General features: G+C 66.0%; 24 protein-coding genes and 3 tRNA genes. 17 read left to right on the top strand and 10 right to left on the bottom strand.

The genetic code is table 11. From position 1 onward, the window contains the following. Positions 1-13: 13 nt before the first annotated feature. Together BMW90_RS16215 and BMW90_RS26720 are read left to right on the top strand one after the other, a co-directional pair. The gene (locus BMW90_RS16215; RefSeq protein WP_074837482.1) at positions 14-1,735 is read left to right on the top strand and encodes an ABC transporter substrate-binding protein; all 1,722 of its coding nucleotides are present in this window, start codon (positions 14-16) and stop codon (positions 1,733-1,735) included. Between the two features lie 63 nt (positions 1,736-1,798). Continuing rightward, a complete protein-coding gene (locus BMW90_RS26720; RefSeq protein ID WP_170850565.1) occupies positions 1,799-1,972 on the top strand; it encodes a hypothetical protein in 174 nt (57 codons plus the stop codon). A gap of 130 nt (positions 1,973-2,102) precedes the next feature. On the opposite strand, the gene BMW90_RS16210 is transcribed toward BMW90_RS26720, so the two are convergent. Next, positions 2,103-2,178: transfer RNA gene (locus BMW90_RS16210), tRNA-Thr, on the bottom strand. A gap of 136 nt (positions 2,179-2,314) precedes the next feature. Between BMW90_RS16210 and BMW90_RS16205 the strand changes: the two genes are divergently transcribed. Next, the gene (locus tag BMW90_RS16205) at positions 2,315-3,196 is read left to right on the top strand and encodes a hypothetical protein (protein WP_074837481.1); all 882 of its coding nucleotides are present in this window, start codon (positions 2,315-2,317) and stop codon (positions 3,194-3,196) included. A 104-nt stretch (positions 3,197-3,300) separates the two neighbouring features. Then, the gene (locus BMW90_RS16200; RefSeq protein ID WP_048529104.1) at positions 3,301-6,747 is read left to right on the top strand and encodes a pyruvate carboxylase; all 3,447 of its coding nucleotides are present in this window, start codon (positions 3,301-3,303) and stop codon (positions 6,745-6,747) included. A gap of 73 nt (positions 6,748-6,820) precedes the next feature. On the opposite strand, the gene BMW90_RS16195 is transcribed toward BMW90_RS16200, so the two are convergent. Further along, the gene (locus tag BMW90_RS16195) at positions 6,821-7,708 is read right to left on the bottom strand and encodes a cation diffusion facilitator family transporter (RefSeq protein ID WP_074837480.1); all 888 of its coding nucleotides are present in this window, start codon (positions 7,706-7,708) and stop codon (positions 6,821-6,823) included. A 221-nt stretch (positions 7,709-7,929) separates the two neighbouring features. On the opposite strand from BMW90_RS16195, the gene BMW90_RS16190 reads away from it, so the two are divergent. Beyond that, positions 7,930-8,004: transfer RNA gene (locus BMW90_RS16190), tRNA-Gly, on the top strand. 34 nt (positions 8,005-8,038) lie between these two features. Beyond that, a tRNA-Gly gene (locus BMW90_RS16185) sits at positions 8,039-8,113 on the top strand. Positions 8,114-8,195: 82 nt separating this feature from the next. Here BMW90_RS16185 and BMW90_RS16180 read toward each other — a convergent pair. Next, the gene (locus tag BMW90_RS16180; protein ID WP_048529100.1) at positions 8,196-8,435 is read right to left on the bottom strand and encodes an Lrp/AsnC ligand binding domain-containing protein; all 240 of its coding nucleotides are present in this window, start codon (positions 8,433-8,435) and stop codon (positions 8,196-8,198) included. 148 nt (positions 8,436-8,583) lie between these two features. Here BMW90_RS16180 and hisB point away from each other — a divergent pair, with 148 nt between their 5' ends. Continuing rightward, positions 8,584-9,171: an imidazoleglycerol-phosphate dehydratase HisB gene (hisB, locus tag BMW90_RS16175; RefSeq protein WP_074837479.1), complete on the top strand. Its 588-nt coding sequence runs from the start codon at positions 8,584-8,586 to the stop codon at positions 9,169-9,171. Between the two features lie 141 nt (positions 9,172-9,312). After that, positions 9,313-9,795: a GFA family protein gene (locus tag BMW90_RS16170; RefSeq protein WP_048529097.1), complete on the top strand. Its 483-nt coding sequence runs from the start codon at positions 9,313-9,315 to the stop codon at positions 9,793-9,795. Between the two features lie 9 nt (positions 9,796-9,804). Here BMW90_RS16170 and BMW90_RS16165 read toward each other — a convergent pair whose 3' ends face one another. After that, the gene (locus BMW90_RS16165; RefSeq protein WP_074837478.1) at positions 9,805-10,422 is read right to left on the bottom strand and encodes a DUF2306 domain-containing protein; all 618 of its coding nucleotides are present in this window, start codon (positions 10,420-10,422) and stop codon (positions 9,805-9,807) included. Between the two features lie 108 nt (positions 10,423-10,530). Here BMW90_RS16165 and BMW90_RS16160 point away from each other — a divergent pair, with 108 nt between their 5' ends. Next, complete coding sequence (locus tag BMW90_RS16160) at positions 10,531-11,130, top strand: TetR/AcrR family transcriptional regulator (protein ID WP_048529095.1); 600 nt, start codon at positions 10,531-10,533, stop codon at positions 11,128-11,130. 66 nt (positions 11,131-11,196) lie between these two features. Then, a complete protein-coding gene (hisH, locus tag BMW90_RS16155) occupies positions 11,197-11,835 on the top strand; it encodes an imidazole glycerol phosphate synthase subunit HisH (RefSeq protein ID WP_074837477.1) in 639 nt (212 codons plus the stop codon). A 3-nt stretch (positions 11,836-11,838) separates the two neighbouring features. Here hisH and BMW90_RS16150 read toward each other — a convergent pair whose 3' ends face one another. Further along, a complete protein-coding gene (locus BMW90_RS16150) occupies positions 11,839-12,240 on the bottom strand; it encodes a DUF2147 domain-containing protein (RefSeq protein WP_083416082.1) in 402 nt (133 codons plus the stop codon). Between the two features lie 60 nt (positions 12,241-12,300). Next, complete coding sequence (locus BMW90_RS16145) at positions 12,301-12,687, bottom strand: DUF2147 domain-containing protein (RefSeq protein ID WP_048529092.1); 387 nt, start codon at positions 12,685-12,687, stop codon at positions 12,301-12,303. 135 nt (positions 12,688-12,822) lie between these two features. On the opposite strand from BMW90_RS16145, the gene hisA reads away from it, so the two are divergent. The 4 genes from hisA (at position 12,823) to BMW90_RS16125 (ending at position 16,174) form a co-directional block, all read left to right on the top strand. Then, complete coding sequence (gene hisA / locus BMW90_RS16140) at positions 12,823-13,545, top strand: 1-(5-phosphoribosyl)-5-[(5-phosphoribosylamino)methylideneamino]imidazole-4-carboxamide isomerase (protein ID WP_074837476.1); 723 nt, start codon at positions 12,823-12,825, stop codon at positions 13,543-13,545. 168 nt (positions 13,546-13,713) lie between these two features. Continuing rightward, positions 13,714-14,475, top strand: coding sequence for an imidazole glycerol phosphate synthase subunit HisF (gene hisF, locus BMW90_RS16135; RefSeq protein WP_074837475.1), 762 nt, complete (start codon positions 13,714-13,716; stop codon positions 14,473-14,475). Beyond that, positions 14,472-14,783, top strand: a complete 312-nt coding sequence (locus BMW90_RS16130) for a phosphoribosyl-ATP diphosphatase (RefSeq protein WP_074837474.1) — start codon at positions 14,472-14,474, stop codon at positions 14,781-14,783. Before hisF ends, BMW90_RS16130 begins: the two co-directional genes overlap by 4 nt. A gap of 62 nt (positions 14,784-14,845) precedes the next feature. Then, positions 14,846-16,174 (top strand): CoA transferase, encoded by a 1,329-nt coding sequence (locus BMW90_RS16125; RefSeq protein ID WP_074837473.1) that lies wholly within the window; start codon positions 14,846-14,848, stop codon positions 16,172-16,174. A gap of 50 nt (positions 16,175-16,224) precedes the next feature. Here BMW90_RS16125 and BMW90_RS16120 read toward each other — a convergent pair whose 3' ends face one another. The 4 genes from BMW90_RS16120 to BMW90_RS16105 are packed head-to-tail and all read right to left on the bottom strand — an operon-like array spanning position 16,225 to position 19,667. After that, the gene (locus BMW90_RS16120) at positions 16,225-17,058 is read right to left on the bottom strand and encodes a metal ABC transporter permease (protein ID WP_048529080.1); all 834 of its coding nucleotides are present in this window, start codon (positions 17,056-17,058) and stop codon (positions 16,225-16,227) included. Then, a complete protein-coding gene (locus BMW90_RS16115) occupies positions 17,055-17,909 on the bottom strand; it encodes a metal ABC transporter permease (RefSeq protein WP_048529078.1) in 855 nt (284 codons plus the stop codon). The genes BMW90_RS16120 and BMW90_RS16115 overlap by 4 nt, the downstream gene beginning before the upstream one ends. Next, a complete protein-coding gene (locus BMW90_RS16110; RefSeq protein ID WP_275937327.1) occupies positions 17,906-18,796 on the bottom strand; it encodes a manganese/iron ABC transporter ATP-binding protein in 891 nt (296 codons plus the stop codon). The genes BMW90_RS16115 and BMW90_RS16110 overlap by 4 nt, the downstream gene beginning before the upstream one ends. Further along, a complete protein-coding gene (locus BMW90_RS16105; protein ID WP_074837472.1) occupies positions 18,789-19,667 on the bottom strand; it encodes a metal ABC transporter substrate-binding protein in 879 nt (292 codons plus the stop codon). The genes BMW90_RS16110 and BMW90_RS16105 overlap by 8 nt, the downstream gene beginning before the upstream one ends. Positions 19,668-19,917: 250 nt before the next feature. On the opposite strand from BMW90_RS16105, the gene BMW90_RS16100 reads away from it, so the two are divergent. From BMW90_RS16100 to BMW90_RS16090, 3 genes are all read left to right on the top strand, one after another. Next, entirely contained in the window at positions 19,918-21,345 is a 1,428-nt protein-coding gene (locus BMW90_RS16100; RefSeq protein WP_074837471.1) for a pyridoxal phosphate-dependent decarboxylase family protein, read from the top strand. 26 nt (positions 21,346-21,371) lie between these two features. Next, entirely contained in the window at positions 21,372-22,610 is a 1,239-nt protein-coding gene (locus BMW90_RS16095) for an aminotransferase class V-fold PLP-dependent enzyme (RefSeq protein ID WP_074837470.1), read from the top strand. Positions 22,611-22,674: 64 nt separating this feature from the next. Continuing rightward, a complete protein-coding gene (locus BMW90_RS16090) occupies positions 22,675-24,309 on the top strand; it encodes a thiamine pyrophosphate-binding protein (RefSeq protein WP_074837469.1) in 1,635 nt (544 codons plus the stop codon). The last annotated feature ends 23 nt before the right edge of the window (positions 24,310-24,332 follow it).

Genomic DNA, 24,332 nt, shown 5'->3' with positions numbered 1-24,332 from the left:
TGGGAGGAAAATTATGAACTTGAAGTTGAAATCAACCACATCCCTGGCAATGGCCCTGTCATTGCTCGGGAGCGCCGCCTTCGCCGGCATGGAAGAGGCAACAGCCTTCCTTGACAGCGAAATCGGTGATCTGTCGTCGCTGAGCCGCGCCGATCAGGAAGCCGAGATGCAGTGGTTCATCGATGCCGCCGCACCGATGGCCGGCATGGAGATCAAGGTGGTGTCGGAAACCATCACCACCCATGAATACGAAAGCCAGGTGCTGGCCCCGGCCTTTACCGCGATCACCGGCATCAAGGTCACCCATGACCTGATCGGCGAAGGCGACGTCGTGGAGAAGCTGCAAACCCAGATGCAATCGGGCGAGAACATCTACGACGGCTACATCAACGATAGCGACCTGATCGGCACCCACTGGCGTTATCAGCAGGCGCGCAATCTGACCGACTGGATGGCCGGCGAAGGCGCGGATGTGACCAACCCCGGTCTCGATCTCGACGATTTCATCGGCACGCAGTTCACCACCGCGCCCGATGGCAAGCTCTATCAGCTGCCCGACCAGCAGTTCGCCAACCTCTACTGGTTCCGCTACGACTGGTTCAACGACAAGAAGAACAAGGCCGATTTCCAGGAACAGTTCGGCTACGAGCTTGGCGTTCCGGTCAACTGGTCGGCCTATGAGGACATCGCCGAATTCTTTACCGGCCGTGACCTGAGCCACATGGGTGTCGATGGCGAAGTCTTTGGCAACATGGACTACGGCAAGAAAGACCCGAGCCTCGGCTGGCGCTACACCGATGCCTGGATGTCGATGGCCGGCATGGGCGACGTCGGTGAGCCCAACGGCCTGCCGGTCGACGAATGGGGCATCCGGGTGAACGAGAACTCGCAGCCCACCGGTTCCTGCGTCGCACGCGGCGGCGCCACCAACGCGCCTGCCGCCGTCTACGCGGTGACCAAGGCGATCGAATGGCTCGAGAAATACTCGCCCCCGGCCGCCGCCGGCATGACCTTCTCCGAGGCCGGCCCGATCCCGGCGCAGGGCAATGTCGCGCAGCAGATGTTCTGGTACACCGCCTTCACCGCCGCCACGGTCGAGCCCGACCTGCCGGTGATGAACGAGGACGGCACGCCGAAATGGCGTATGGCCCCCTCGCCGCATGGCGTCTACTGGAAAGACGGCCAGAAGGTCGGCTATCAGGACGTGGGCTCCTGGACGCTGATGAAATCGACCCCGGTCGACCGTGCCAAGGCGGCCTGGCTCTATGCCCAGTTCGTCACCTCGAAAACCGTGGACGTCAAGAAGGCGCATGTCGGTCTGACCTTCATCCGCGAGTCGACGATCCAGCACGACAGCTTCTCTGAACGTGCCGACAAGCTGGGCGGTCTGGTGGAATTCTACCGGTCGCCGGCACGTGTCGCATGGTCGCCCACCGGCACCAACGTGCCGGATTACCCGAAGCTGGCACAGCTCTGGTGGCAGAACATCGGTGACGCCATGTCCGGTGCGAAAACCCCGCAGGAAGCGCTCGACAGCCTCTGCGCCGACCAGGAGCGCGTGCTCGAGCGTCTGGAACGTGCCGGCATCCAGGGCGACATCGGCCCGGTCATGAACGAGGAAATGGACCCGTCGCACTGGCTGAGCCAGGATGGCGCGCCCTATGCCAATCTTCAGAACGAGGACGAAGAGCCCGAGACGATCGCTTATGACGAGCTGATCAAGTCTTGGCAGTAACCTGTCTCTCCGGCCGGGGCCCTTCGGGGCCTCGGCCATTTGCCTGCGGCCAGACCGGCCCGAATGGACATGGCCCCCGCCGATCTGGCCAGCGGCGCCTCGCGTGTATTCCGGCGATACCCGCATGTATTCACCATCCGCACCGAAGCGGCATGTGGCGGTGAAACAGAACTATCCAAAATCGTGACCGGCAAAGGCGAGCGGGTGTTTTACGGGCACGCGTTCACTCGTCTCTGACGAAGGTCGAAGGCTACGCACACCTCAACACACGGGCCCATGGAAAAGAGCTCGACCGAATATCCGGCGCACAATTCGCGCACAGAAACGGATAAACGCCGACACAGTCCCGTCGTAAGTCGTTGAAAAGTGGTGCCCCCACACGGACTCGAACCGCGGACCTACTGATTACAAATCAGTTGCTCTACCAGCTGAGCTATAGGGGCACGTCGCAATCGTCTAAATCGTCACCGCCGGCGGGGCAAGAGGAAATCTGGCGCGCCGGCGGGGCGGCGGCGCTGCGGGCTTTCCCCCGCGGCAGGCTTTTGTATAGTGCGCGCGAGCGCAGCACAAAGGCCCCCCATGAAAGTCATTCTCCATGCCGGCGCACATGCCACCGACGGCGGCAAGCTTCTGCGATGCCTGCTGCGCAACGCCGATGACCTGCGGGCCCGCGCAGTGACCGTGCCGGGGCCAAGCCGCTACCGGCAATTGCTCAGCGGCAGCCTCAATGCACTCGACAAGGCCGATCCCGCGCCCGACGCGCGCGACATCCTGCTCGAGAACATCCTCAGCGAAGACCCCGACAGCTTCGGCCGCATCGTCCTGAGCCACGACCACCTGTTCTGCGTGCCCAAGATCGCGCTTGGCAGCGGCCGGATGTATCCACGCGCGGACGAGCGGATGCGCAATGCCGCGCGGCTCTTCGAGACCGACCAGATCGAGCTTTTCATCGGTATCCGCAATCCGGCCACCTGGCTGCCGGCGGTCTATGCCGAGACGCCGCACCAGAGCTTTGACAGCTTTCTCAATGGCACCGAACCCGCCTACCTGCGCTGGTCCGAGGTGATCGAGCGCATCCAGATCGCCCTGCCCGACCTGCCGATCACCGTCTGGTGCAACGAGGACAGCCCGCTGATATGGGGCGAGATCCTGCGCGCCATGGCCGGGCTGCCCTCGGGCGCCAAGATCGCCGGCGCCTTCGACCTCTTGTCCAGGATCATGTCGGAGGAGGGGATGCGCCGGTTTCGCGCCTTCCTGCACGAACATCCCGGCATCTCCGAGCCGCACAAGCGCAAGGTCATGATCGCCTTCCTCGACAAATATGCGCTTGACGAGGCGGTCGAAGAAGAGCTCGATATTCCCGGCTGGACAAACGAATATGTCGACGCGCTGACCGACCTTTACGAACGCGATATCGAGATCATCGCCAACATGAGGAACGTGACCCTGATCGCAGCATGACGCCTTGAAAGCGGTTTGAGGCCACTTTTGAACCTGTCAGACATGTTTACCTACCGGAGCCGACCGTTTAAGCATGCTGCAATGCAACAAATGGAAAGCCTGCCATGCCTGACTTTCAGAAGATCCTCATCGCCAACCGTGGCGAGATCGCCATTCGCATCATGCGCGCCGCCAACGAGATGGGCAAACGGACCGTCGCGGTCTACGCCGAGGAAGACAAACTCGGCCTGCACCGGTTCAAGGCGGACGAAGCGTATCGCATTGGCGAGGGTCTGGGGCCGGTTGCGGCGTATCTGAGCATCGAGGAGATCATCCGCGTTGCCAAGATGTCGGGCGCCGATGCGATCCACCCGGGCTATGGCCTGTTGTCGGAGAACCCCGATTTCGTGGATGCCTGCGACGCCGCCGGCATCACCTTTATCGGCCCCAAGGCCGAGACCATGCGCGCCCTTGGCGACAAGGCCAGCGCGCGGCGCGTGGCGATCGAGGCCGAGGTGCCGGTGATCCCGGCGACCGAGGTGCTGGGCGATGACATGGCCAAGATCAAGAAACAGGCCGCCGAAGTGGGCTATCCACTGATGCTCAAGGCCTCCTGGGGCGGCGGCGGTCGTGGCATGCGGCCGATCTCTTCCGAGGACGAGCTCGAGGAGAAGGTGCTCGAAGGCCGGCGCGAGGCCGAGGCCGCCTTTGGCAACGGCGAGGGCTATCTGGAAAAGATGATCACCCGCGCCCGCCACGTCGAGGTGCAGATCCTCGGCGACAAGCAGGGCAACATCTACCACCTCTACGAACGCGACTGCTCGGTCCAGAGGCGCAACCAGAAGGTCGTGGAACGCGCGCCCGCGCCCTATCTGAGCGAAGCACAGCGCGAGGAAATCTGTGAGCTCGGCCGCAAGATCTGCGCCCATGTGAACTATGAATGCGCCGGCACCGTCGAATTCCTGATGGATATGGAGACCGGCAAGTTCTATTTCATCGAGGTCAACCCGCGGGTGCAGGTGGAGCACACCGTCACCGAGGAAGTGACCGGCATCGACATCGTGCAGGCGCAGATCCTGATTGCCGAGGGCAAGTCGCTGGCCGAGGCCACCGGCAAGGCCAGCCAGTACGACATCCGCCTCAACGGTCACGCGCTGCAAACCCGGGTCACCACCGAGGATCCGCAGAACAACTTCATCCCCGATTATGGCCGGATCACCGCCTATCGCTCGGCCACCGGCATGGGCATCCGGCTCGATGGCGGCACAGCCTATGCCGGCGGCGTCATCACCCGCTACTATGACAGCCTTCTGACCAAGGTCACCGCCTGGGCGCAGACACCGGAAAAGGCGATTTCGCGCATGGACCGTGCGCTGCGCGAATTCCGCGTGCGCGGCGTCAGCACCAACATCGCCTTTGTCGAGAACCTGCTCAAGCACCCGACCTTTCTCAACAACCAGTACCACACCAAGTTCATCGACGAGACGCCCGAGCTTTTCGATTTCAAGAAGCGCCGCGACCGGGGCACCAAGGTTCTGACCTATATCGCCGACATCACGGTGAACGGTCATCCCGAGGTGCAGGGCCGTCCCAAGCCGCACCCCGAGCTGAAACCGGCCAAGCCGCCGCAGGTACCCTTTGGCGAAAAACCGGCCTACGGCACCCGCAACCTGCTCGAGGAAAAGGGCCCGCAGGCGGTAGCCGACTGGATGGCCGCGCAGAAGCAGGTTCTGATCACTGACACCGCGATGCGCGACGGGCACCAGTCGCTTCTGGCGACCCGGATGCGCTCGATCGACATGATCAAGGTGGCGCCTGCCTATGCCGCCAAGCTGCCGCAGCTGTTTTCGGTGGAATGCTGGGGCGGCGCGACCTTCGACGTCGCCTACCGCTTCCTTCAGGAATGCCCCTGGCAGCGGCTGCGCGACATCCGCGCGGCGATGCCCAACGTGATGACGCAGATGCTGCTGCGCGCCTCGAACGGGGTGGGCTATACCAACTACCCCGACAACGTGGTGCAGTTCTTTGTCAAACAGGCGGCGGAATCCGGCGTCGACGTCTTCCGCGTCTTCGACAGCCTGAACTGGGTCGAGAACATGCGCGTGGCGATGGACGCGGTACAGGAGGCGGGCAAGGTCTGCGAGGGCACGATCTGCTACACCGGCGATTTCCGCGATCCGGACCGGTCGAAGTACGACCTGAAGTATTATGTCGAGATGGGCCAGCAACTCCGCGACGGTGGCGCGCATGTGCTGGGCCTCAAGGACATGGCCGGGCTGCTGAAACCTTCGGCCGCCGGCGCGCTGATCAAGACGCTGAAGGAAGAGGTCGGCCTGCCGATCCATTTCCACACCCACGACACCTCTGGCGCCGGCATCGGCACGATCATGGCTGCGGCCGAAGCCGGGGTCGATGCCGTCGATGGCGCGATGGATGCGCTCTCGGGCAACACCTCGCAGCCGACGTTGGGGTCGATCGTCGAGGCGCTGCGCTTTACCGAGCGTGACACCGGGCTCGACATTGCCGCGATCCGCGAGATTTCGAACTACTGGGAAGCGGTGCGCGGCCAGTACGCCGCCTTTGAATCGAGCATGCAGGCTCCGGCTTCGGAGGTCTATCTGCACGAGATGCCCGGCGGCCAGTTCACCAACCTCAAGACCCAGGCCCGTTCGCTCGGGCTTGAGGAGCGCTGGCACGAGGTGGCGCAGGCCTATGCCGACGTCAACATGATGTTCGGCGATATCGTCAAGGTCACGCCGTCATCGAAAGTGGTGGGCGACATGGCGCTGATGATGGTGTCGCAGGGTCTGAGCCGGGCGCAGGTGGAAGACCCCGACACCGACGTGGCCTTCCCGGATTCGGTAATCGACATGATGAAGGGCAACCTCGGCCAGCCGCCGGGCGGCTTCCCCGCGAGCATCCTGAAGAAGGTGCTCAAGGGCGAGAAACCCAACCTCGAGCGCCCCGGCAAGCATCTCAAGCCGGTCGATATCGAGGCGACCCGCAAGCAGGTGTCGGAAGAACTCAATGGCTATGAGGTGGATGACGAGGATCTGAATGGCTACCTGATGTATCCCAAGGTCTTCCTCGACTACATGGGCCGTCATCGCAGCTATGGCCCGGTGCGCGCGCTGCCAACGCATACCTTCTTCTACGGCATGCAGCCCGGCGAAGAGATCACGGCGGAAATCGACCCCGGCAAGACGCTGGAAATCCGGCTTCAGGCGGTTGGCGAGACCGGCGAGGACGGCGAGGTGAAGGTGTTCTTCGAACTCAACGGCCAGCCGCGCGTGATCCGCGTGCCCGACCGCAAGGCCGCCGCCTCTTCCGCCGCACGGCCCAAGGCCGAGCTGGGCAACGACAAGCACATCGGCGCGCCGATGCCGGGCGTCGTGGCGACGGTGGCCGTCAAGCCGGGCGACAAGGTCAAGGAAGGCGATCTGCTGCTGACCATCGAGGCGATGAAGATGGAAACCGGCATCCACGCCGAGCGGGCCGCCATTGTCACGGCGGTCCACGTTCAGCCCGGCGGCCAGATCGACGCCAAGGACCTGCTGGTCGAGCTGGACTGACGGCCCCCTATATCCCGAAAACGACGCCCCCGCAGCACTCTGCGGGGGCGTTTTTCATGGTTTCGGCGTCAACTCACCCGCCCTGCCAGACGTCCTTGTGGATTGTGACATCGGCATTCGGGCAGGCGGCGAGGATTTTCTGGCGGAGATCGGCGCCAATGTCATGCGCTTCGCGCAGCGATTGATCGCCGTCCAACTCGATATGCAGCACGACAAAGATCTGAGAGCCGGCCATCCGCGTCTTGAGGTCGTGAAAATCGCGCACGCCGGGGTGATCGCGTGCCAGCGCCGCGATGATCCCCTCGATGGCATCGGGCGCCTTGCGGTCCATCAGCGAATCGACGGCCTGCTTCGCGATCCGCGCGGCGCCGATGATCATCAGCGCCGCCGCCAGAAGCGCGACAAGCGTGTCGACGATGACCACGCCGAGATAGCGCGCCGCGAGCAATGAGAGGATGGCGCCGAGATTGGGAATCAGGTCGCCGAGATAATGCAGGCTGTCGGCCGCGACGATGCGATTGCCGGTACGCCGCGCCACCCAGCGCTGAAACAACACCAGCGCCAGGGTCAGAGCGAACGACCCGCCCATGATGGCCAGCCCCAGCCCCTCGGCCCGCAGCACCGGCGGCGCGTCTGCCGAAAACCGGGCAAAGGCCGAAAGCCCGATGGCCACGCCGGCCACCGAGATCGCGACCGACTGGGCCAGCGCCGCGAGGTCTTCGGCCGAGCTGTGGCCAAAGGCATGATCGGCATCGGGCGGCCGCGCCGCATAGAGAATCGCCATGAAGGCAGTGGCGGACACCAGCAGATCCAGCGCGCTGTCCGCAGCCGAGGCGGCGATCGCCAATGATCCGGTGGCGGCAAAGGCCCATAGCTTGGCCAGCACGAGAACCCCGGCCACACCAACCGAGGCCAGCCCCGCAGCCTTGTTGAGGCGCCGTCGCGCGGTCTGCTCCACCATGATGCCCCTCTTTTGCCTTGCCAATTCCCGGCGCCGCTGCCGCCGTCGCATTTTCGCCCGCAGCTACCCGATCGACCCCGGATAAGAAAGCCGCATCCGGCACGGCGCGCGGCGCCATATATTCGCCCCGGTCCCGGTTTCGGCGCTTTTTTGCCCCGCGCCGGCATTTTCCGCTTGCAGGCCGCGCCAACAGTTTATAAATCCGCCACACCCATGGATATGCGGGCGTAGCTCAGGGGTAGAGCATAACCTTGCCAAGGTTAGGGTCGGGCGTTCGAATCGCCTCGCCCGCTCCATAGGGAACCCCAGGCCAGAGATGGCCAAACGGATGCGGGCGTAGCTCAGGGGTAGAGCATAACCTTGCCAAGGTTAGGGTCGGGCGTTCGAATCGCCTCGCCCGCTCCAAACTCACTCGATCAGATCAAAAAGAATTGCCCTACGGGGCCAGGTAACCGCTGTTTTCCGCTCCAGTCGCGGCCGCGCCGCCTCAGAACGCCTTGAAGGTCAGCGTGGTGCGCGAGCGTTCGATGCCGGCAATGTCGAGCAGGTGATCGTTGATGTATTTGCCGACATCCTCGCTTTCGGGGATGTAGAGCTTGAGCATCAGGTCGAAATCGCCGCTGGTGGAATAGAGTTCCGAGTGGATTTCCCGCAGCACGATCTCCTCGGCCACCTTGTAGGTGGTCCCCGGCTTGCAACGCAACTGGACAAAGACGCAGGTGGTCATCGGCATTCCTCACTGGTTCGCGCCGTGCTCGGCAGGCCAGAGGCTGGCACAGTGGCCCGGCGCGCACAAGCGGCGAAAACCGGTGACGGCCCTCTTGGAGCCCTGCCCGCCCCGGCCTATAAGGCGCTGACTTTGAAGGACGAGCCAGATGCGCACAGCCACGATCACCCGCCAGACCGCCGAAACCAGCATTTCCGTCACCCTCGATCTCGACGGCACCGGGGCCTATGACAACCAGACCGGCGTGGGGTTCTTCGACCACATGCTCGACCAATTGTCGCGGCACTCGCTGATCGACATGACGATCCGCGCCGAAGGCGACCTGCATATCGACGATCACCACACCGTCGAGGACACCGGCATCGCCATCGGTCAGGCGCTGGTTCAGGCGCTGGGCAACAAGACCGGCATTCGCCGCTATGGCGCCTGCCTTCTGCCGATGGACGATGCGCTGGTGCGTGCGGCGCTGGACCTGTCGGCACGGCCCTTCCTGATCTGGAATGTCGACCTGCCCAGCCCCAAGATCGGCACTTTCGACACCGAACTGGTGCGTGAATTCTTTCAGGCGCTGTCGACCCATGGCGGCATCACGCTGCACATCGATGCGCTGCACGGGCTCAACAGCCACCACATCACCGAAGCCGCCTTCAAATCCGTCGCCCGCGCCCTGCGCGAGGCGGTCGAACTCGACCCGCGCAAGGCCGATGCGATCCCCTCGACCAAAGGCGCGCTTTAGCCAGGGCAAACGGTCGCGGTCCGCCGCGAGGCCGCCGGGGCGGGCGATCCCGTGCGGCACGGGCCGGGTGATACCGGTTGTCACAGCCGCATGGCGCATGCCAGTCTGGCGGCGGGACCGTCATCGAAAAGGCGAGACACCATGACCGATCAACCGGGCGGCTGCCTTTGTGGCGCGCTGCGCTATCACGTCACCGCGCCCCCGCTCTGGGTCACGGCCTGTTTCTGCCATTTCTGCCAGCGCGCCACCGGGACATCCGGCATGGTGGAGCCGATCTTTGATTTGCCCGTCTTTGCGATCACCCGGGGCAGCCCCAAGGTCTATACCCATGTCTCCGAGGGCAGTGGCCAGGATGTTCAGGTGCATTTCTGCGACACCTGCGGCACCAAGACCCACCTGACCTTTTCGCGCTGGCCGGACAGGCTGGGCGTCTATGCCGGGACCTTCGATGATCCCGGCTGGTTCGAGTTCACCCCCGAGAACAGCAAATACATCTTTCTCGACAGCGCCACCTTTGCCGCCTTTGTGCCGGCCGGCTTCAAGGCCTTCCGCCAGCATGCCGCCACCGTTGACGGCACGCCGCTCGAACCCGAGATCTTCGACCACATCCTCCACCTGCGCTAAGCGCCGCGATCAGGCGCGCAGCGCTCCCTTCTGCTGCCGTCGGATGATCCATTCCGCGACGATCAGGTTCGGCACCCAGCAGGACCATGCGACAATCGGATATCCCTGTTCGAAGCCTAGCACTCCCACCAGGATCGGCAACTCCAGCCGTAGCGTGACGGCGGCCAGAGTCAGCGCCGCCGACCGGATCATCCAGACCCGGTGCGCGGCGATCCGGCGCAACATCGCCAGCCGCACCGCCTGGGCGGTGATCGCGATCCAGAGCAGGCCCAGCAGGCCAAAGCCCAGTCCGGCAACGCGCCCGGCCGACGAATGCGCCGCCAGCGACAGCGCGGCCACCCCAGACACCAGCACGCCCAGCGCATAGGCCCGGCCGGTCCAGCGATGCAACGCGGGCCACCAGGCCCGCAGACGAGGGCTGACCTGAAAGGGCACCAGTGCCAGCACCAGCGGCGCGATCCCGATATGCGCATAGAGCGCCAGCGCCCGGCCCTCCAGGTGATGTGCCATGAAGTTCATCGTGGCCTCCACCCCCAGCGGGATGAACCGCCAGGACACCAGCGCCACCGCGAGCGGCAGAAACCAGAACAGAAAAATGCGGGCTCTTGTCGTCCAGGTGGTGGGCATTGCAGGGCCTCCTCATGCAGATCGTCGTGTAGCTTGACGGTGTAAACTTTACACTGTCAATTATGCGAGTCGCTTGACGCTGTCAACCCAGCCGCTTATCCGGCCTGCATGAGCGACACCAAAGACAAGGCCAGCCACCATCACGGCAACCTGCGCCAGGCGCTGATCGAAGCCGGCATAGAATTGTTGACGGAGGGCGGGCTCGACGCGCTGACCCTGCGCAAATGCGCGGCGCGGGCTGGCGTGTCCCATGCCGCGCCGGCGCATCACTTCGACGGGATCGACGGGTTGCGGGTGGCCATCGCGCAGGAGGGCTTTGTCCGGTTCCGTCATCGCATGCTCGATTTCGCCGATGCCGGGCCGCAGACGCCGCGCGGACGGCTGCACGGCATCTGCAAGGGCTATCTCGCCTTTGCCCGCGAAGAGCCGGCGCTTTATGACCTGATCTTCAGCTTCCGCGCCCATTCCAAAAAGATCACCGACATGCGGGAGAGCTCCACACCCTCCTATCAGGTCCTGCGCGACGCCTGCGCGCCATTCGTGCCGCCGGGCACCGACCCCCTGATCATCGAGACCCAGGTCTGGTCGCTGGTTCACGGGTTTGCGCTGCTGATCCTGACCGGGCGCTTCGGCCCCGGCCCCGCGCCCGAGGACGCGGTGCTGGCCCTGCTCGACCGGATCGGCACGCCGCCAGAACCGGACAGGTGACCGCCCCTTGACCCCGCAGGCGATTTGCGCGACCCCTCACGCCGTTCCATCCGAAGGACCTGGCCCATGCTCACGGCAATCATCGACTACGAATCCGGCAACCTTCACTCTGCCGAGAAGGCCTTTCAGCGCATGGCGGGCGAGGTCGGCGGTGGCGAGGTGGTAGTGACCGGCGATGCCGATGTCGTCGCCCGGGCCGACCGCATCGTCCTGCCCGGCGATGGCGCCTTTCCCGCCTGCATGCGCGAACTGAAAGGCCATTCCGGGCTGTATGACGCCATGGTCGAGGCGGTCGAGGTGCAGGGCCGCCCGTTTCTGGGCATCTGTGTCGGCATGCAGCTGATGGCCACGATGGGCCGCGAATACGAGGACACGCCGGGCCTTGGCTGGATCGGCGGCGAGGTGGTCAGGATCGCCCCCACCGATCCCGCGCTCAAGGTGCCGCATATGGGCTGGAACGACCTGGTGGTCGACAGCCCGCATCCGGTGCTCGACGGGATCGAGACCGGCGCTCATGCCTATTTCGTCCATTCCTACCACGTCCGCGTCACCGAGCCGGGCGAACGGATCGCGCATGTGGATTACGGCAGCGATGTCACCGCCGTCATCGGGCGCGACACCATGGTCGGCATGCAGTTCCACCCCGAGAAAAGCCAGGACAACGGGCTGCGCATGATTGCCAACTTCCTGCGCTGGGCCCCCTGACGCCTATTGCGCGCGCCGCCATTTCTGCGCCTTGCAGACCAGCGCGGCACAGCCTTTCACGGTCATCCGCGTTCCCGAAAGCGTGACCTCGGCCGGATAATCCCGACCAAAGATCGGCACGAAGACCCGTCCCTCGCCATAGAGGCCGCCGCCCATGGGTTTCATCCCCCAGAGCAGGCGTTTGCCGACGTTCTTGGTGACGATCTGCTTGCCGTTCGGATCGAAGGCCTTGATCAGCGTGCCGCAATAGGCGTCGCCGCAGGGTTTGATCTGGACGATGCCGGTCTGGCCCTTGCCGTCCGGTGGCGAGGCCCAGAGCCCGACCAGAGGATCGGCGCCAACGGCAACCGCCAGGGTGCATATGACAGCGCCAAGACAAACGGCGCGTTTCAGACCTCGGCCCATGGCCGGTCTCCTGTCAGAAGCGTGGGGCGCGCCGATCGCGCCCCTGCTTCATGATGCCGGTCACTTGAGTCGAGTCCAGACCTGAGAGCTGCACAGCAGGCCGCCGGCGATGCAGCCGGACATTTTGAGCGTCTTTCCGCTCACCTGCATCTTGCCGTTGTATATCTTGCCGTTCGACGGCCGCCAAACCTTGCCGGTGTATTTGCCGTTGCCCTGCGGCGTCATCCCCATCACCAGCTGTTTGCCCTTGTTCGGCGAATTGTATTCGGAACTGCCCTTGAAGGTGCGACTGATCGTGCCGCAAAGCCTCTGGCCGCAAGGGGCAATTGTCACATGGGCATAGGCCCCGTCATCCGGCTGGGTCTGCCAGACGCCCTCGGCCGGATCGGCCAGGGCCGCCCCCGCCGCCAGCGTCAGCGCGGCAACGGTCAGTGCAAGTCTTTTCATCTCGGTCTCCTCCCTGAGTGCGCCTTGAGCCTGCGACCCTTGCGCCCTCCCGCGCAACTGTGACGTCGGGTCCATTGCATTCCGCGACGTGACGTGCCACACGCCGCCGAACTGCGACCGAAGGTATTTGCGACAATGATCCTCTACCCTGCCATCGACCTCAAGGACGGCAAGGCCGTGCGTCTGCTGCGCGGCGACATGGACAAGGCCACCGTCTTCAACGACGACCCCGCCGATCAGGCGCGGTCCTTTGTCGAGGCGGGCTGTGAATGGCTGCATCTGGTCGATCTCAACGGTGCCTTTGTCGGCGGCCCGGTCAATGCCGGCGCGGTCGAGGCGATCCTCGCCGCAACCGCCGTGCCGACCCAGCTGGGCGGTGGCATCCGCGACATGAAAACGATCGAGAGCTGGCTCAACAAGGGGTTGGCGCGGGTCATCCTCGGCACCGCCGCGGTCGAAGACCCCAAGCTGGTGCGCGAAGCGGCCGGCGCCTTTCCCGGTCAGGTCGCCGTCGGCATCGATGCCCGCAACGGCATGGTCGCCACCAAGGGCTGGGCCGAAGAGACCGATGTCGAGGTCACCGAGCTGGCGCAGAGCTTCGAGGATGCCGGCGTCGCCGCAATCATCTATACCGACATCAATCGCGACGGCGCGATGCAGGGCCCGAACGTCGAGGCCACCGCGGCGCTGGCCAACGCCGTCTCGATTCCGGTGATCGCCTCCGGCGGCGTCTCCTCGCTCGACGACCTCAAGGCGTTGCGCAACTGCGGCGCGCCGCTCAACGGCGCGATCTCGGGCCGGGCACTCTATGACGGGGCCTTCGACCTGCGCGAGGCGCTCTCGGTGATGGCGGGCTGAGGCCCGCCCCTTCCCGCGACCACGCTTTCCCTGACGCGTCCGGTCCCGGCGGGTGGCGACGGGCTGGCGGTCAACAGCACGCTCGTCGCTGGCGCCGCGCCCGCGCGCCCGACCCGCTGCGGCAACAGCCAGCTTGCCCCGCCCGGCGCCACGCCGTAAGAGACCCCCATGCTCAAGACCCGCATCATCCCCTGCCTGGACGTCGCCGATGGCCGCGTCGTCAAGGGCGTGAACTTCGTCGATCTCCGCGATGCCGGCGACCCGGTGGAATCGGCCCGCGCCTATGACCTCGCCGGTGCCGACGAGCTCTGCTTTCTCGACATCCACGCGACGCATGAAAATCGCGGCGTGATGATGGATGTGGTGCAGCGCACCGCCGAACAATGCTTCATCCCGCTCACCGTCGGCGGCGGCGTCCGCACCGCGGCGGACGTGCGCAAGCTGCTGCTCGCCGGGGCCGACAAGGTGAGCTTCAATTCCGCCGCCGTGGCCAACCCCGATGTGATCGCCGAGGCCGCCGACCAGTTCGGCAGCCAGTGCATCGTCTGCGCCATCGACGCCAAGACCGTGTCGCCCGGCAAATGGGAGATTTTCACCCATGGCGGCCGCAAGCCCACCGGCATCGACGCGGTGGAATTCGCGCAACTGGTCACCGAGAAGGGCGCCGGAGAGATCCTGCTGACCTCGATGGACCGGGACGGCACCCGCGCCGGCTTCAACCTTCCGCTGACTCGGGCGATCTCGGATGCGGTTTCCGTGCCGGTGATCGCCTCGGGCGGCGTCGGCACGCTCGACCATCTGGTCGAGGGCGTGACCGAGGGCGGCGCCTCGGCGGTGCTGGCCGCCTCGATCTTTCATTTTGGCGATCACACCATCGCCGAGGCCAAGGCCCATATGGCCGCCGCCGGCATCGCGATGAGGCTGACATGAGCGTGTTGCACGATCTCGAAGCGGTGATCGCGGCGCGCAAGGGCGCTGATCCCGACAGCTCCTGGACCGCCAAGCTGCTGGCCAAGGGGCCGGAGAAATGCGCCGAGAAATTCGGGGAAGAGGCGATCGAGGCGATCATTGCCGCAGCCAAGGGCGACGCCGAGAACCTCACCTACGAGGCCGCCGACGTGCTCTATCACCTGCTGGTCATGCTGGCCGCGCGGGACATCCCGCTTGACGCCGTGCTCACCGAACTGGCCCGCCGCCAGGGCACCTCGGGCATCGCCGAGAAAGCCACCCGCAGCTAGGCACGCCTTGCCCTTCGGGCGCGCCGACGCCTAGGCTGCGCCAGCCCCAACCGGAGAGCGAGATGACCCATTCCTACTGGCCGCAGATCACGCAGGCGTTGGACCTCGATGCCACGCCGTTTCGCGAGGTCGGGCGCGGCGCCCTGCCCTCGATCCATGCGGTCAGCGATTTCGCCTCGGCCACCATCGCCGCCGCCGGAACCGCGCTGGCCGCGCTTGATGGAAAGAGTGCCGAGGCGGTGAGCATCGACCGGCGCCTTGCCTCGCTCTGGTTCGATTTCACCCTGCGCCCGCAAGGCTGGGAGATGCCCTCGGTCTGGGATCCGATTGCCGGAAATTACGCCGCCGGCGACGGCTTCATCCGCCTGCATACCAATGCCCCGCATCACCGCGACGCCGCGCTCTCGGTGCTGGGTTGTGCCGCCGTGCCGGCCGAGGTGCAGGCGGCGGTCGCCACCTGGCAGGCCGAGGCGCTGGAAAGCGCGATCGTTGCCGCCGGAGGCTGCGCCGCCGCCATGCGCAGCGCCGAGGCGTGGCAGCGCCATCCGCAGGGCCGCGCCGTCGGGGCCGAACCTCTGGTGCGCTGGCAGGACGCCGAGGATTGCGCGCCGGGCAAGGCCTCGCTCGCCGGCTGCCGGGTGCTCGATCTGACGCGGGTGCTGGCCGGGCCGGTCGCGACGCGGTTTCTGGCCGGCTTCGGCGCCCAGGTCTTGCGCATCGACCCGCCGCATTGGTCGGAACCCGCCGCCGAGGCCGAAGTCAATCTCGGCAAGCGCTGCGCCGGGCTCGACCTGCACCGGGCCGAGGATCGCAAGACCTTTGAGCGGCTTCTCGCTTCGGCCGATATCCTGCTGCACGGCTATCGCCCCGGCGCGCTCGAGGGGCTGGGCTATGGGCCGGAGGCACGGCGCGCGCTCAATCCCGGGCTGATCGATGTCAGTCTCTCGGCCTATGGGCGCAGCGGGCCCTGGGGCGACAGGCGCGGCTTTGATTCGCTGGTGCAGATGTCCTGCGGCATTGCCGCCGAAGGCATGCGGCAGGCCGGTCTCGACCGGCCGCTGCCCTTGCCGGTGCAGGCGCTCGATCACGGCACCGGCTATCTGATGGCTGCCACCGCGCTGCGCGGCCTCGCCCGGCGCGCCGGCGGCCAGACCACCCGCGCCGAGCTGTCGCTGGCGCGCACCGCCGAGTGCCTGATGTCCGCCACGGGAAGCCTGACGCCGCAGACGCCGATCACCGCCACTGACGCGGACTACACCGACAGCATCGAAGAGACCGGCTGGGGCCCGGCGCAGCGCATGTCGCCGCCGCTCACGGTGAACGGCCAGCCCCCGATATGGCATCTGCCTTCAGGCCCCGTGCGCCGCCATCCGGCGACTTGGACCGCCTGACCCCACGCCAAACGCCGTCCCGGGCTTGACCCGCGGCCTCTCCCCAAACCTCAAACCGCGCTTTCGCGCCGCGCATTCCGCCATTGCCGCCAGAGGAACGCCAGGACGAACCAGCCGGTCAGCATCAGGATCACTGTCGGTGCCGGCGCGCTGTCGAGCCAGAAGCTGGCGTAGACCCCGCCCAGCATCGCGCTCAGGTTCACCGCCACCGCCACCATTAGCATGTGCCGGAACTCCCGCGTCAGCAGGAAAGCGATCGCCCCCGGCGCGATCAACAGCCCGATGGCGAGGATCAGCCCCACCGCGCTCAGCACTGCGACGATGGTCAGCGACAGGATCGCCAACATGCCGTAATGCAGCCAGCCCACCGGCAGCCCGATGGCCTGCGCCTGCGCCGGATCGAAGGCATGCAGCAGCAGGTCCTTCCATTTCAGCACCAGCACCGCGGTGACAAAGGCGCCGACAATCCCCGCGGTCCAGAGATCCGCCGCGCCGACACCCAGCATGTTGCCGAACAGGATGTGATCGAGGTGCACATTGGTCTGCACCTTGACATAGAGCACCATACCAAGGCCGAACATGCCCGAAAACACCACCCCCATCACGGTGTCCTGCTTGATCCGGGAATTGGCATTCAGATACCCGGTGGCCAGCGCACAGGTCATCCCCGCCGCAAAGGCCCCGATGATCAGCGGAATGTTCAGGATATAAGCCAGCACCACGCCCGGCAGCACCGCATGGCTCACCGCGTCGCCCATCAGCGACCAGCCCTTGAGCACCAGAAAACAGCTCAGGATCGCGGTCGGCGCGGCCAGCAGCAGCGCCGCCAGAAAGGCGTTCTGCATGAAAGGAAAGAGGAAGGGCGCAAGCAGCGTGTCCATCATGCCTCCCTCAGCGCTTCGGCCGCCCGGGCCCGTGCCGCGCGCAGCCCGTGTTTGGGCGCAAAGAAGAAGGCCAGCAGGAAGACCGTTGTCTGCAAGGTGATGATGATGCCGCCGGTGGCGCCATCGAGGAAATAGGAGACATAGGCGCCGACAAAGGAGGTCACCGCGCCGATGGTGACGCTGATCACCAGCAACACGGGAAAGCGGTCGGCCAGCAGATAGGCGGTCGCCCCGGGCGTCACCACCATGGCAATCACCAGAAACGCCCCGACGGTCTGCAAGGCCGCCACGCAGGAAGCCGAGAGCAGCACAAAGAAGACAAAGCGCAGCTGCTCGGGCTTCAACCCGATCGAGCGGGCGTGGTTTTCGTCGAAGAAGGCGACCATCAAGTCCTTCCACTTCACCAGCAGCACCGCCAGCGAGACAAAGCCGATCACCGCAAGCTGCAAGGTGTCCTCCGGCGTGATCGCCAGCACATTGCCAAGGATGATGGTCTGCACATCGACCGAGACCGGCGAGACCGAAACCATGAACAGCCCCAGCCCGAAGAAGCTGGTGAAGATGATGCCGATGATCGCGTCTTCCTTGAGGCCGGTGCGCTGATTGAGAAACAACATCGCCCCGGCCGCCAGCCCGCCCGACAGGAAGGCGCCCAGCGCGAAAGGCAGCCCCAGCATATAGGCGCCGGCGACCCCCGGCACGATGGAATGGCTCAGCGCATCGCCGATCAGCGACCATCCCTTGAGCATCAGATAGGCCGAGAGAAAGGCACAGACCGCGCCGACAAGGGCGCTGACCCACATGGCGTTGGTCATGTAGCCATAGGAAAAGGGTTCGAGCAGCAGGCTCATTCTTCCTCCTCGCTGCGCGGCCCGACGGTGCGGGCCTGATCGTCGTACATGACAAAGGGCCGCTCGTCGTCGGACAGGATTGTCACCGCCCGCTCGTCCTCGTCGTCATGCAGATCGGCGCCGCCCAGCACGAAGTGCCGCAGCACGCCGCCAAAGGCCGCTTCGAGATTCCTCTGAGTAAAGACCTCTTTGGTCGGGCCGTAGTTCAGCACAGTGCCCTTGACCAGCACCACCTGATCGCAGAACTCGGGCACCGAACCGAGATTGTGGGTCGAGACCAGCATCACCTTGCCCTCCTCGCGCAGCTCATGCAGCAGGGCGATGATCGCCTCTTCGGTCTGTACGTCGACGCCGGTGAATGGCTCGTCGAGCAGGATCACCTGGCCCTCCTGTGCCAGCGCCCGGGCGAGGAAGACCCGCTTGCGCTGGCCACCGGACAACTCGCCGATCTGGCGCTTGCGATAGGATTGCATGCCGACGCGCTCCAGCGCCGCCTGCACCGCCGCCTTGTCTCCGGCCGAGGGGATGCGCAACAGGCCCATGCGGCCGAAGCGGCCCATCATCACCACGTCCTCGACCAGGACAGGAAAGCTCCAGTCGACCTCTTCGGCCTGCGGCACATAGGCCACAAGCCCCTGTTTCAAAGAGGCTTTCACCCCCTGCCCCAGAATGCCGATCTCGCCTTTCGCGGCGGGCAGAAACCCCATGATCGCCTTGAACAGGGTGGATTTTCCGGCGCCGTTCACCCCCACCAGGGCAGCGATAGAGCCTTTGGGCACGGCGAAACTGGCCGATTTCAACGCGGTGACACCGTTGCGATAGGTCACCGCCAGATCGCGCACCCAAAGCCCGGCCGTGTCGAAATCCTTGATGCCGATTCTAGCCACCGGTCAAGCCCTCGACCACGGTCTCGGTGGTGACCCGCAGCAGGTCGAGATAGGTCGGCACCGGCCCGTCCGCCTCGGACAGCGAATCCACATAGAGCTCGCCGCCATAGCGCACGCCGGTTTCACGGGCGACCTGTTTGGCGGGGTCGGTGTTCACCGTACTTTCGCAGAACACCACCGGAATCTCGCGGTCGCGGATGGTGTCGATCATCCGCCGCACCTGCTGCGGCGTGCCGGTCTGATCGGCGTTCATCGGCCAGAGATAGACCTCTTGCAGCCCGAAATCCCGCGCCAGATAGGAAAACGCCCCCTCGCAGGTCGCCAGCCAGCGCTGGCCCTCGGGCACCTCGTCGATGAGATCGCGCAGCGGACCGATGGCGGCGGAGATCTCCGCCTTGTAGCGCTCGGCATTGGCGGCATAGGTCTCGGCATTTTCCGGGTCGTGCGCGGACAGGGCGTCGCGGATGTTGTCGACATAGATCAGCGCGTTGTCCAGCGACATCCAGGCATGGGGATTGGGCTTGCCTTCATAGGCGCCTTCGGAAATCGGGATCTCGGCCACACCGGTGCTGACCACCGCCGAGGGTTTCTCGCCGAGGTTGGCGAGGAATTGTTCGAACCAGAGCTCGAGGTTCATGCCGTTCCACAACACCAGATCGGCATCCACCGCATTGACCAGATCGCGCGGCGTCGGCTCGTAGCCATGGATTTCCGCCCCCGGCTTGGTGACCGAGACCACCTCGGCCGCCTCGCCGGCCACGTTCTGTGCCATGTCGGCAATCACGGTAAAGGTGGTGACAACCTTGAACTCCTGGGCCGCCACCGGCCCTGAGGCGGCCAGCGCCATCGCGGCCATTATCCCTCGCAGCATGCAATCCTCCTGAATTGACGTGTCTTTGCGCCAATATGCGCGCCCTTGACCGGATGTCAATGAAATTGAGAACCATTCTCATTTTAGATTGCCCCTCCTTTCGCCCCCCGCCCCGGCGAACCCGGCGCATTGCGCCCCGGACCTCGATCCGGGGCCGCTCCCGCCTCGTGCTCTGCCATGAGTTCCCGGATCCTGGCTTGCACGGCGCGGCGGCGGCCCTATGCTCCGCAGGAAACCACGAGACGACACAATGACCGATACGCTCGACCCCGAGGACTGGGACGATTTCCGCAAGACCGCGCATGTGCTGCTCGATGCCTGCATCGACCGGCTGGCCGAGGCCCGCGCCCATCCCTGGCAGCCACTGCCAGAGGCGACCCGCCAGAGCTATGCGCTTGACGGCACCGCCCGGGGCGAGGCTGCTACCGCGCAACGGTTGATCGACGACGTGCTGCCCTTCGGCACCGGCAACACCCATCCGCGATTTTGGGGCTGGGTGCACGGCACCGGGCTGGCCTCGGGGCTGCTGTCGGAAATGGCAGCGGCGACGGTGAACGCCAATTGCGGCGGCCGCGATCACGGCATGATCCACGTCGAACGCGCGGTGATCGACTGGTCGCGGCGCATCATGGGCTTCCCCGAGACCGCCTCGGGCGTTCTGGTCACCGGCACCTCCCAGGCCACCGTCCTGGCGCTGGCCACCGCCCGCCAGCGCGCGCTGGGGCCCGCGGTGCGCAGCACGGGCGTGCGGGGCCGTCTCACCGCCTATGCCGGCGCGGGCGTGCACAATGCCACCCGCAAGGCGATCGAACTGCTGGGCATCGGCGCCGACAACCTGCGCCGCATCCCCGAAGACGACCGTGGCATGGATTGCGATGCCCTGCGCGCCGCCATCGCCGAGGACCGCGCCCAGGGTGCCACGCCCTTTGTCATCGTCGGCACCGCCGGATCGGTCGATTTCGGCCGTTTCGACGATCTGAACGCGCTGGCCGACATCGCCCGTGACGAAGCGCTCTGGCTGCATATCGATGGCGCCTTCGGGGCCTGGGCCCGGCTTGCCGACGCCCCCTGGCGGGCGCTCACCGACGGTATCGAACGCGCCGACAGCCTGGCCTGCGACTTCCACAAGTGGATGTATGTGCCTTATGACTGCGGCCTCTGCCTGATCCGCAACGGTGACGAACATTTCGCCACCTTCGCCGCCCGGCCCGCCTATCTTGCCAGCCACGGCGAGGGGCTGTCGGGCGGAGACCCCTGGTTCTGCGATTTCGGCACCGACCTGTCGCGCGGCGCCCGGGCGCTCAAGGTCTGGTGCGCGGTCGAAAGCTATGGCGCCTCCGGGCTCGGCGCCGCCATCACCGGCAATTGCCGGGCCGCCGCCCGCATGGGCGCGGCCGTTACCGCCCAGCCCGCCATGGCGCTCATGGCCCCGGTGATTTCCAACCTTTGCGTCTTTACCGCCGACGCCAGCCTGCCGCCCAAGGCGCAGACCGCGCTCAACAAGGCCATTGCCGCCAGCCTGCAACTCGACGGCACCGCCGTCTTCTCCACCACCGAGGCCCGAGGCATCACCTGTCTGCGGGCCGCCATTGCCAATCACCGCACCACCCCCGAGGACATCGACGCCGCCATCGCCGCCGTCGCTGCCCGGGCCGACGCTCTCACCCAGGCTGCCTGAGCCCCATTCCCAGTTATCGAGGCCCTATGTTTTCCGATCCCCTCCTGACCGACATCCGCGCCCGCTTTGCCCATGTCGAAAGCTGCCCCTTCCAGGGCCCCCGCGTGTTCTTTGAAAACGCCGGCGGCGCGCTGACGCTGAACTCGGTGGTCGAGACCTCGACGAAATTCGCCGCCATTCCCGACAATCAGGGCCGCGACAACCCCGCCGCCCATGCGCTTGTGGCGGCGATCGACACCGCCAAATCCGATATGGCCACCTTCTTCGGCGCCGGGTCGGGGCAGTTTTTTGTCGGCGAGTCGGGCACCGAGCTGACCTTTCGCCTGCTGCGGGCGATGATCCTCGGCGCGCGGCCCGGTCCGGTTATCGGCGCCACCGTCGAACACCCGGCCTCGCGCTCGGCGGCGCGCAAATGGGCGCATGTGGCGGGCCGTGACTATATCGCCGTGGCGCATGACGATGCCACCGGCCTGGTCACCGCCGAAGCCTATGCCGCGCAGATCACCGCCGACACCGCCGTCGCCACGATCCTGCACACCTCGCCGGTGACCGGCATGGCGATGGACCTGCCGGCGATCACCCGCGCCATCCGCGCCAAATCGCCCGATTGCCTGATCTTCGTCGACGGCATCCAGCACGCCAGCCACGGACGCATCGACATCGACAGCTATGACATCGACGGTTATGTGATCTCGCCTTACAAGGTCTTCTCGCGGCATGGCTACGGCATCGCCTGGGTGTCCGACCGGTTCTCCAGGCTCCGCCTCGAAGGGCTGCAAGGCGGGCCCGAAGAGAACTGGGAATTCGGCACCCGCGACACCGGCGCCTATGCCACCTTCTCCGACGTGGTGGGCTATTTCGACTGGCTCGGGGCACAGGTCTCCGACGCATCCGATCGCCGCGCCCGCATCCTCGCCGCCGGCCAGGCTATCCACGACCACGAACAGGCGCTGACCCGGGCAATGCTGCACGGCACCGGCAACCTGCCCGGCCTGGCGGAACTGCCCGGCGTCGAGATTGTCGGCGGCGTGGACAACCCCGCGCGCGAAGGCCTGGTCAGCTTCTGGCGCGAAGGCGTGCCCTCGGAAGAGATTGTCGCCGCGCTGAACGCCCAGGGCATCCGCACCCACACCCGCAAGGCCGACCATTACTCCGGCAACATCCTCGACCCGCTGGGCCAGCCCTCCTGTATCCGAGTCTCGATGTGCCACTACAACAGCCTCGCCGAGGTCGCCGCCTTCCTCGCCGCCATGAAAGACATGTAACCCACATCCCCGGCAGGCCGGGCGTCGCCCCGGTCCTGCCGCAGCGCATCCCAAGGAGCCTCCCATGCCCCACGGCGGCCAAATCCTCGTCGACGCCCTCAAGGCCCAGGGCACCACCCGCGTCTTCTGCGTTCCCGGCGAAAGCTATCTCGCCGCGCTCGACGGCCTCTACCTGTCGGGCATCGACACCGTGGTCGCCCGCCAGGAAGGCGGCGCGGCGATGATGGCCGAGGCCCATGGCAAGCTCACCGGCACCCCCGGCATCTGCTTTGTCACCCGCGGACCCGGCGCCACCAATGCCAGCGCCGGCGTGCATGTGGCGATGCAGGACAGCACGCCGATGGTGCTCTTCATCGGCCAGGTCGCCAGCGACCAGCGCGACCGCGAGGCCTTTCAGGAAGTCGACTACCGCGCCATGTTCGCGCCGCTGGCGAAATGGGTGGCCGAGATCGACCGCACCGAGCGCATCCCGGAATATATCTCGCGCGCCTTCCACGTGGCGCAATCGGGCCGCCCCGGCCCGGTGGTGCTCGCCCTGCCGGAAGACATGCTCTCGGCCGCCTGCGAGGCCGCCGTGGTGCCCGCCGCCAACCCGCCCTCGGGCCGCGCCGCCGACAGCGACATCACCGCCATTCTCGCGGCGCTGAACGGGGCGGAACGGCCGCTGATCCTCGCCGGCGGCCCGCTCTGGTCCGAAGAGGCCCGGCTTGCGCTGCAAGACTTTGCCGAAACGGCGCAGATCCCCGTCGCCACCTCGCTGCGCTGCCAGGATTATTTCGACAACAGCCACCCAAATTACGCCGGCGACATGGGCATCGCCGCCAATCCGGCGCTGGCCGAGCGTCTGCGCGCGGCCGATGTGCTGCTCTGCCTCGGCGCCCGTCTGGGCGAGATGACAACCGCCGGCTACACGCTGGTCACCCCGCCGGTGCCGGAACAAAAGCTCCTTCACGTCCACCCCGACCCGAGCGAGCCCGGCCATGTCTACCATCCGGCGCTGGCCGTCGCCGCCCAGGCCGGCCAGGTCGCGCGGCAACTGGCTGCCACGGCAGAGGCCCCGGCGCGGGGCCGCGGCGCGCTGGTCGCCGAGGCCCATGCCGCCTATCAGGACTGGCAGGCGCCCGAGGACACCCCCGGCGACCTGCATATGGAACAGGTCCTTGTGCATCTGCGCGACACCCTGCCCGACACCGCGATCCTGACCAATGGCGCCGGCAATTACTGCGGCTGGCTGCACCGCTACTACCGCTGGCACCGCTTCCGCACCCAGCTGGCGCCGACCTCGGGCTCGATGGGCTACGGATTGCCCGCCGCGGTGGCCGCCGCGCTGCATCACCCCGACCGCCCGGTGATCTGTTTCGCCGGCGACGGCTGTTTCCAGATGACGGCGCAGGAATTCGGCACCGCCTGCGACCATGGCGCCAAGGTGATCGTCCTGCTGGTCAACAACGGCATGTATGGCACCATCCGCATGCACCAGCAGGCCAAATACCCCGGCCGGGTCTCCGGCACCCGGCTGAAAAACCCCGATTTCGCCGCCTGGGCCCGGAGCTACGGCGCCCTGGGCCTGACCGTGACCGAGGATGCCGGTTTCCCCGCGGCCATGGCGCAGGCCCTGGCCGCCGATACCCCGGCGCTGATCGAGCTCAGGACCGACCCGCGCGCGCTCTCGACCAGGCTCATCCTGCGCGACCTCTGATCGCGATCCCGCGCCGGGCCCGG

Origin of the sequence: Marinovum algicola (genome assembly GCF_900109145.1) — a bacterium.
Taxonomy (GTDB): domain Bacteria; phylum Pseudomonadota; class Alphaproteobacteria; order Rhodobacterales; family Rhodobacteraceae; genus Marinovum; species Marinovum algicola.
Note: the sequence above shows the minus strand (reverse complement) of the source record. Positions and strands in the feature narration are given on the sequence as shown.

What these genes read in the sequence shown, in the direction of transcription:
- BMW90_RS16215 (WP_074837482.1), top strand. Translation starts at nt 14, where the DNA reads ATGAACTTGAAGTTGAAATCAACCACATCCCTGGCAATGGCCCTGTCA.
- BMW90_RS26720 (WP_170850565.1), top strand. Translation starts at nt 1,799, where the DNA reads ATGGACATGGCCCCCGCCGATCTGGCCAGCGGCGCCTCGCGTGTATTC.
- BMW90_RS16205 (WP_074837481.1), top strand. Translation starts at nt 2,315, where the DNA reads ATGAAAGTCATTCTCCATGCCGGCGCACATGCCACCGACGGCGGCAAG.
- BMW90_RS16200 (WP_048529104.1), top strand. Translation starts at nt 3,301, where the DNA reads ATGCCTGACTTTCAGAAGATCCTCATCGCCAACCGTGGCGAGATCGCC.
- BMW90_RS16195 (WP_074837480.1), bottom strand. Translation starts at nt 7,708, where the DNA reads ATGGTGGAGCAGACCGCGCGACGGCGCCTCAACAAGGCTGCGGGGCTG.
- BMW90_RS16180 (WP_048529100.1), bottom strand. Translation starts at nt 8,435, where the DNA reads ATGACCACCTGCGTCTTTGTCCAGTTGCGTTGCAAGCCGGGGACCACC.
- hisB (WP_074837479.1), top strand. Translation starts at nt 8,584, where the DNA reads ATGCGCACAGCCACGATCACCCGCCAGACCGCCGAAACCAGCATTTCC.
- BMW90_RS16170 (WP_048529097.1), top strand. Translation starts at nt 9,313, where the DNA reads ATGACCGATCAACCGGGCGGCTGCCTTTGTGGCGCGCTGCGCTATCAC.
- BMW90_RS16165 (WP_074837478.1), bottom strand. Translation starts at nt 10,422, where the DNA reads ATGCCCACCACCTGGACGACAAGAGCCCGCATTTTTCTGTTCTGGTTT.
- BMW90_RS16160 (WP_048529095.1), top strand. Translation starts at nt 10,531, where the DNA reads ATGAGCGACACCAAAGACAAGGCCAGCCACCATCACGGCAACCTGCGC.
- hisH (WP_074837477.1), top strand. Translation starts at nt 11,197, where the DNA reads ATGCTCACGGCAATCATCGACTACGAATCCGGCAACCTTCACTCTGCC.
- BMW90_RS16150 (WP_083416082.1), bottom strand. Translation starts at nt 12,240, where the DNA reads ATGGGCCGAGGTCTGAAACGCGCCGTTTGTCTTGGCGCTGTCATATGC.
- BMW90_RS16145 (WP_048529092.1), bottom strand. Translation starts at nt 12,687, where the DNA reads ATGAAAAGACTTGCACTGACCGTTGCCGCGCTGACGCTGGCGGCGGGG.
- hisA (WP_074837476.1), top strand. Translation starts at nt 12,823, where the DNA reads ATGATCCTCTACCCTGCCATCGACCTCAAGGACGGCAAGGCCGTGCGT.
- hisF (WP_074837475.1), top strand. Translation starts at nt 13,714, where the DNA reads ATGCTCAAGACCCGCATCATCCCCTGCCTGGACGTCGCCGATGGCCGC.
- BMW90_RS16130 (WP_074837474.1), top strand. Translation starts at nt 14,472, where the DNA reads ATGAGCGTGTTGCACGATCTCGAAGCGGTGATCGCGGCGCGCAAGGGC.
- BMW90_RS16125 (WP_074837473.1), top strand. Translation starts at nt 14,846, where the DNA reads ATGACCCATTCCTACTGGCCGCAGATCACGCAGGCGTTGGACCTCGAT.
- BMW90_RS16120 (WP_048529080.1), bottom strand. Translation starts at nt 17,058, where the DNA reads ATGATGGACACGCTGCTTGCGCCCTTCCTCTTTCCTTTCATGCAGAAC.
- BMW90_RS16115 (WP_048529078.1), bottom strand. Translation starts at nt 17,909, where the DNA reads ATGAGCCTGCTGCTCGAACCCTTTTCCTATGGCTACATGACCAACGCC.
- BMW90_RS16105 (WP_074837472.1), bottom strand. Translation starts at nt 19,667, where the DNA reads ATGCTGCGAGGGATAATGGCCGCGATGGCGCTGGCCGCCTCAGGGCCG.
- BMW90_RS16100 (WP_074837471.1), top strand. Translation starts at nt 19,918, where the DNA reads ATGACCGATACGCTCGACCCCGAGGACTGGGACGATTTCCGCAAGACC.
- BMW90_RS16095 (WP_074837470.1), top strand. Translation starts at nt 21,372, where the DNA reads ATGTTTTCCGATCCCCTCCTGACCGACATCCGCGCCCGCTTTGCCCAT.
- BMW90_RS16090 (WP_074837469.1), top strand. Translation starts at nt 22,675, where the DNA reads ATGCCCCACGGCGGCCAAATCCTCGTCGACGCCCTCAAGGCCCAGGGC.